The organism is Gemmatimonadota bacterium (assembly GCA_016713785.1).
Lineage (GTDB): Bacteria > Gemmatimonadota > Gemmatimonadetes > Gemmatimonadales > GWC2-71-9 > JADJOM01.
In genome coordinates this window covers 878,144-885,000 of sequence record JADJOM010000003.1, presented here as the reverse complement: position 1 = coordinate 885,000, position 6,857 = coordinate 878,144, and the positions used below count along the sequence as shown (strand labels likewise).

General features: G+C 65.3%; 4 protein-coding genes and 2 rRNA genes (1 of these 6 cut by a window edge). All 6 read left to right on the top strand.

The window, feature by feature from the left end; all coding sequences use genetic code 11:
- A 23S ribosomal RNA gene (locus tag IPJ95_11910) occupies positions 1–2,646 on the top strand; it begins 290 nt to the left of the window's first position.
- 76 nt (positions 2,647–2,722) lie between these two features.
- A 5S ribosomal RNA gene (gene rrf, locus IPJ95_11905) occupies positions 2,723–2,839 on the top strand.
- 70 nt (positions 2,840–2,909) lie between these two features.
- Positions 2,910–3,761, top strand: coding sequence for a GTPase Era (gene era, locus IPJ95_11900; GenBank protein ID MBK7924315.1), 852 nt, complete (start codon positions 2,910–2,912; stop codon positions 3,759–3,761).
- Between the two features lie 4 nt (positions 3,762–3,765).
- Entirely contained in the window at positions 3,766–3,936 is a 171-nt protein-coding gene (locus tag IPJ95_11895) for a Trm112 family protein (protein MBK7924314.1), read from the top strand.
- Positions 3,933–5,708: a calcium/proton exchanger gene (gene cax / locus IPJ95_11890; GenBank protein MBK7924313.1), complete on the top strand. Its 1,776-nt coding sequence runs from the start codon at positions 3,933–3,935 to the stop codon at positions 5,706–5,708. Before IPJ95_11895 ends, cax begins: the two co-directional genes overlap by 4 nt.
- Positions 5,709–5,897: 189 nt before the next feature.
- Positions 5,898–6,833 carry a diguanylate cyclase gene (locus IPJ95_11885; GenBank protein ID MBK7924312.1) on the top strand — a complete coding sequence of 312 codons (936 nt, stop codon included), beginning with the start codon at positions 5,898–5,900 and terminating at the stop codon, positions 6,831–6,833.
- Positions 6,834–6,857: the final 24 nt, after the last annotated feature.

Sequence of the window (6,857 nt, the reverse complement as noted above, 5' to 3'; positions counted from 1 at the left end):
CCACGACGTGGGATGCACGACGCGAGGGTGAAGCGGCCTGGAAAGGCCCGCTAGAAAAGGTGACAGCCCTGTAACCGGTTGCGTACGGCCCCTAGTGGTATCCCGAGTAGCGCGGCGCACGTGGAATGTTGCGCGAATCAGGGGGGACCACCCTCCAAGCCTAAATACTCCTCGATGACCGATAGTGCACTAGTACCGTGAGGGAAAGGTGAAAAGTACGCCAGGTGGCGAGTGAAACAGAACCTGAAACCGTGTGCTGACAAGCTGTAGGAGGGGTCCTTCGGGGCCCTGACTGCGTGCCTTTTGCATTATGATCCGGCGAGTTGCTCCTCACGTGCATGGTTAAGGCCTTCAGGGCCGGAGCCGTAGCGAAAGCGAGTCTGAATAGGGCGACTTCGTACGTGGGGGCAGACCCGAAGCCGTGGCGATCTACCCTTGAGCAGGTTGAAGCCGCCGTAACAGGCGGTGGAGGACCGAACTGATGTGGGTTGAAAACCGCTCGGATGACTTGAGGGTAGGGGTGAAAGGCCAATCAAGCTCGGGGATAGCTGGTTCTCCGCGAAATATATTTTGGTATAGCCTCGGGAAATGAGTTCCTGGGAGGTAGAGCACTGGATGGGTCCGGGACGTGAATAACGTTACCTCCCCCAACCAAACTCCGAATGCCCATGGAATGCTGCCCGGGAGGCAGTCGCTGTGCGCTAATGTACAGCGGCGAGAGGGAAAGAACCCAGAACGACGGCTAAGGCCCCGGAGTGGGGGCTCAGTGTAGCAAAGGATGTGATCTTGCTGTGACAGCTGGGAGGTTGGCTTAGAAGCAGCCATTCCTTTAAAGAGTGCGTAATAGCTCACCAGTCAAGCGAGGTTGCGCCGATAATGGTCGGGACTTTAAGCCCCCCGCCGAAGCCTCGTCTTCTGCACTCAGTGCAGAGGGGTAGCGGAGCGTTCTGAGAGCGATGAAGCCGGGGCGGAAGCCTTCCGGTGGAGCGATCAGAAGTGAGGATGCCGGATTAAGTACGCGAGAAACCATGTGAAAACCATGGTCACCGTAAGCCTAAGGGTTCCTGAGCCATGGCAATCAGCTCAGGGTCAGTCGGTACCCTAAGTCGAGGCCGAGAGGCGTAGACGATGGGAAACGGGTCAACATTCCCGTACCAACAGTTGGCCGTTACGAGTTCGAGGAGGGACGCAGGAGCAAGACCGCCGGCGGGTGGGTGGATTATCCGCTGTAAGCCAGGTAGACGTTGCCCCGTAGGCAAATCCGCGGGGTTAGTCGAGTGGCGATGCCGAAGGGACCGCAAGGTTCCGCAAAGGGCGATCGACGCACGCTGCCAAGAAAAGCTTCGCGAACCAGGACAATTGTTGACCGTACCGTAATCCGACACAGGTAGGCGAGGCGAGCAGCCTAAGGTGCTCGAGTGATTTACGGAGAAGGAACTCGGCAAAATGACCCCGTAACTTCGGGACAAGGGGTGCCCACGCAAGTGGGCCGCAGAGAATCGTGTCAAGCGACTGTTTAACAAAAACACAGGTGTCTGCTAAGCCATTTTCCAAGGCGACGTATAGACACTGACGCCTGCCCGGTGCCGGAAGGTTAAGGCAAGTCGTCAGCCGCAAGGCGAAGCGACGAACCGAAGCCCCGGTAAACGGCGGCCGTAACTATAACGGTCCTAAGGTAGCGAAATTCCTTGTCGGGTAAGTTCCGACCTGCACGAATGGCGTAACGACTTGACAGCTGTCTCCTCCGTAAGCTCGGCGAAATAGCAGTATCGGTGAGGATTCCGATTTCCCGCGACAGGACAAAAAGACCCCATGCACCTTTACTACAACCTGTCATTGATCGTCGGTATCAGCTGCGTAGCATAGGTGGGAGCCGTTGATCTCCAGGTTTCGGCCTGGAGGGAGGCATCAGTGAAATACCACCCTTCTTTTACTAACGATCTCACTCAGGCGGCAACACCGCCGAGGACCGTGACTGGTGGGTAGTTTGACTGGGGCGGTCGCCTCCCAAAATGTACCGGAGGCGCGCGATGGTGCCCTCAGTGCGGTCGGTAATCGCACGTTGAGTGTATAAGCAAAAGGGCGCCTGACTGCGAGCGCGACAGCGCAAGCAGGGACGAAAGTCGGCTTAAGTGATCCGGTGATCCCGTGTGGACGGGTCATCGCTCATCGGATAAAAGGTACGCTGGGGATAACAGGCTTATCGCGCCCGAGAGTTCATATCGACGGCGCGGTTTGGCACCTCGATGTCGGCTTGTCACATCCTGGGGCTGGAGAAGGTCCCAAGGGTCCGGCTGTTCGCCGGTTAAAGTGGCACATGAGCTGGGTTCAGAACGTCGTGAGACAGTTCGGTCTGTATCCGTCGTGGGCGTGGGAGTGTTGAGGGACCTCGTCTCTAGTACGAGAGGACCGAGACGAAGCGACCGCTCGTGTACGGGCTGTTCCGCCAGGAGCAGCGCCCGGTAGCGATGTCGCGCGAAGATAACCGCTGAATGCATCTAAGTGGGAAACTTTTCCCAAGATGAACACTCCTGGAGCTTAAGCTCCCTGAAGGGCCCTGGAAGACTACCAGGTACATAGGCGGCAGGTGCACGGGGAGTGATCCCTTCAGCCGAGCCGTACTAATCGCCCGTGAAGTTTGATCTCTCCCAAATTCCCTTGCGTCATCCAGCCTCCAGTTGCCACTCAGTGGGCACCGTCCTGCACGGCGCCCAACCGAATGGCTGACGACTAGCGCGCAGGGGCCACACCCGGTCCCATTCCGAACCCGGCAGTTAAGCCCTGTAGCGCCGATGGTACTACGCCTGAGAGGGCGTGGGAGAGTAGGCCGTCGCCAGCCACCCCCGTGAGCCCGGATCCCCCTGGATCCGGGCTCGCTTTTTTGCCGCCCCCTCCCGCTACGTTTCCCCATGCCCAGAACCGGTCACGTCGCCCTCGCCGGACGCCCCAATGCCGGCAAGTCCTCCCTCCTCAACCGCCTCGTCGGCGCCCACCTGGCCATCGTCAGCCCCAAGGCCCAGTCCACCCGACTGCCCGTGGTGGGCCTCCACAGCACCCCCGACAGCCAGCTGATCCTCCACGACCTCCCCGGCCTGCTCGACCCGGAATACGCCCTCCACGAGCGCATGCGGTGGCTCGCCCAGGAGGAGCTCGGACGGGTGGACCTCATCCTCCACCTGCACCCCGCCCCCGACGGGCCCGCGCCCCCCTTCTGGCCCCTCACCGGGCTCCCCAGCCCGGGCGCCACGCCGGTCCTGACCGTGTATACCAAGGGCGACCTCGCCCCCGGGGCGGCGCCGGCGGGGGCCATCGTGGTGTCGGCGGAGACGGGCGAGGGCATCCCCGAACTGGTCGCCGCCGTCACGCCCTACCTGCCGGAGGGACCGTTTGCCTACCCGGCGGACGACCTTGGCACCCAGCCGCTCCGGTTCTTCGCCACCGAGTTCCTCCGGGAAGCCGCCTTCCAGCTGCTGGAAGACGAGGTCCCCTATGCCGTGGCCGCCCAGGTCGAGGAGTTCCGCGAGCACACGAAGCCAGTGTACATTCGTGTCTCGCTCCTGGTGGAGCGGGAATCCCAGAAAGGCATCGTGATCGGGGCAGGCGGCCGGACCCTCAAGGCGATCGGCCAGCACGCCCGTGCGCGCCTCGAGGACCTGCTCGGTGAGCAGGTGTACCTCGACTGCTGGGTCAAGGTGGCCCGCGACTGGCGCCGCAAGGCCCATCTCCTCACCGAGCTCGGCTTTCCCGAGCCCCGAGGGTGACCCCATGACGCTCGCGCCCGAATTGCTCGAGATCCTGGTCTGCCCCAAGTGCAAGGGCGACCTCGAGTACCGCGCCACCGCCCCCGAGGCGCTCCTCTGCCACGCCTGCCGCCTCGTCTACGCGGTCGAGGACGGCATCCCCATCATGCTGATCGACGAGGCGAAGCCGCTTTGAGCGACTTTCTTGCCGCGGCCCGTACCGAGGCCGCCCGGCTGCAACACGACTACGTCGGCACCGAGCACCTCCTCCTCGCCCTGGTCCAGGGGGCGGAACCGGCCCTGCTGACCGTCCTCGGCACCTTTGCCGCCACCCCGGACCAGCTTCGGGAACGGATCGAGAAGCGCTGTCCCCAGGGCAAGGGCACGCCCGCGGACCCGGAGGCCATCAGCCTCCGCTCCGGCGCACGGCGCGCCCTCGAGCAGGCGCGGGGTGCCGCCGGAGGCGGCGAACCCACCGCGCAGCAGCTGCTCGGGGCGCTCCTGACCGATGGCCGCGGGGTGGTGGCCGCGAGCCTTGGGGACCTGGGCGTGCCCGTGGCCAAGGTGCGGGAGGCACTGGGCTTCGAGGCGCCCGCGGCCGCGCCGGTTGCCGAGACCGCCGCTCCGGCGTCCCGTCCGGAGAAGGCCCCCAAGCGGCAGGAGAAGCAGGAACGGGCGGAGAAGGCCGAACGGACCGAGAAGCCGGAACGTCCGCCCCGCCCGGAGAAGGCACCGAAGGCCGAGCGGCCACCGCGTCCGGAGCGCGCCGAGGGCAGGGCGGAGCGGGCGGAGACACCGCGGCGTGGGGAGCGCCGGGAGGAGTCCGGCCCGGTCCGCGAGGAGCCGCGCCTCAGCCGCAACGAGGGCCCCCCGCGGATCGCCCCGGTGCACGAACCCTTCCTGACCTGGCGGAAGCTGCCGTTGCTGGCCGTCCCGGCCAGTCTCTACCTGGGGTTTGCCGGGGGGTTCCCTCCGCTGCTCGTCTTCGGGATGGCCTGCGTGGCCGTCCTCCCCCTCGCCGGTTACATGGGCGAGGCCACGGAACACCTGGCCGCCCGGACCGGGCCGGCACTGGGCGGCCTGCTCAACGCCACCTTCGGCAACGCAGCCGAGCTCATCATTGCCATCGTGGCGCTGCAGGCCGGCAAGATCGAGCTGGTCAAGGCCTCGATCACGGGCAGCATCCTTGGCAACCTGCTGCTGATCCTCGGCCTTTCCCTCATTGCGGGCGGGCTCGGCAAGTCGATCATCCGTTTCAATCGCACCACCGCGGGGATGAGCGCCGGCATGATGGCGCTCGCCGTCACGGGGCTGATCTTCCCGACCCTCTTCCACAGCACGCACCAGGGCGACGCGGCGATCCTCACCGAACTGCACCTGTCCGAGGCCGTGGCCGTGGTGCTGGCGCTGACCTACGCCTTCTCGCTGCTGTTCTCCCTCAAGACCCACAAACGCATCCTGAGCGGCGACCCCCACCCGACCTCCGGGCCGCTGTGGAGCGTGCCGGCGGCGATCGGGGTGCTGGCACTCGCCACCGTCGGCGTGGCGGTCGAGTCAGAGATCCTGGTGCACGCGGTCGAGGGCGTGACCGCCGGCACGACCTGGCTCTCCGAGACCTTCCTTGGCCTGATCATCATCCCGATCATCGGCAATGCCGCGGAGCACGCGACCGCGATCGTCGTGGCCCGAAAGGGCAAGATCGACCTCGCCCTGCAGATCGCCATGGGATCGAGCGCCCAGGTGGCGCTGCTGGTGGCGCCAGTGCTGGTCTTCGCCGGGGCGGTCTTCGGGCCGACCGTGGGCGGCGAGTACATGAACCTGGTGTTCAGCCCCCTCGAGGTGGTGGCGATGGGTCTGTCCACCCTGCTGGCGGCCATCGTGACCCTCGACGGGGAGTCGCACTGGTTCGAGGGGGTCCAGCTGCTGGCCCTGTACGCGATGGTCGCGATTGCCGTCTTCTTCCTCTAGGATGGGGGCGTGACGCGCGCACTTGCCCGGCCCCGGGGAGCGGCGTAGTGTGCGGGTGAGGGGCGCGGCAGTTGACGGCCGCCGGTGCCGCCCGTAAGTTCCGATCAATTCACCCTTTACGTCTCGTTTCGGAGCCCAAGGCTGCGCACCCGACCGACGGTTCTCTACCATGCACCGGCGGCCGACACCGTGCCCGAGCTGGTTCGGCACTGGGCGGAGAGTCGTGACTTTCCGCTGCTCGTGCTCCCCGACCCGGCCGATGTGCACGCGATCATCCTGCGCGGGTTCCCGTGCTTCCTGTTCGTGGATGCCGATCGCGCCGGTGCCGGTGGGGCCACGCTGGTCCGGACGCTCAAGAGCGACGCCTTCACCGCGATCGTCCCGGTGGTGATGCTGTCCGCCCGGCACGACCCGGCCCAGGTCGAGGGGTGGTTCGCCGCCGGGAGCGACGAGGTGGTGACCAGCTTCTTCTCGCCGGCGGAGCAGCGGGCCCGGATCGATGCCATCCTGACCCGCACGGAGCGGGACGTCAGCGTGCACCCGTCCACGCGCCTCCCGGGGACCACCGAGATCGAACGTGAGATCCGGCGGCAGCTCGAGGGAGGCGGGGAGTTCGCGGTCTGCTACGCGGACCTGGACCACTTCAAGGAATTCAACGACCGGTACAGCTACTACGACGGCGACCGGGTGATCTACCTGCTGTCCCGCCTGCTGCACGACGTGGTCAAGGGGATGCTGGGCACGCGGGGCTTCGTGGGACACATCGGGGGCGACGACTTCATCTTCGTGGTGCCGCTCAACGAGGTGAACCCGATCTGCACCGAGATCCTGTCGGTATTCGACACCCTGGTCCCGCTGCAGTACAACGACCAGGACCGGCGGGCGGGGTACTTCTTCGGGAAGGACCGGCGGGGCCAGCTGCACCGGGTGCCGCTGATGACGCTGTCGATCGGAATCGTGACCAACCGGAGCCGCAAGTTCACCCATCCGGCCCAGGTGAGCGAGCTGGCGACCGAAATGAAGAGCTACGCGAAGACGCTGCCAGGCTCAGTATTCGTGGTGGATCGGCGTCAGCAGTCGGACTCGGACGACCCCGGTGACCGGCGTCCGGGCGCAGCCCGCTAGGGGGAGGCATGAACGTCACCTGTC

What these genes read in the sequence shown, in the direction of transcription:
- IPJ95_11895 (MBK7924314.1), top strand. Translation starts at nt 3,766, where the DNA reads ATGACGCTCGCGCCCGAATTGCTCGAGATCCTGGTCTGCCCCAAGTGC.
- era (MBK7924315.1), top strand. Translation starts at nt 2,910, where the DNA reads ATGCCCAGAACCGGTCACGTCGCCCTCGCCGGACGCCCCAATGCCGGC.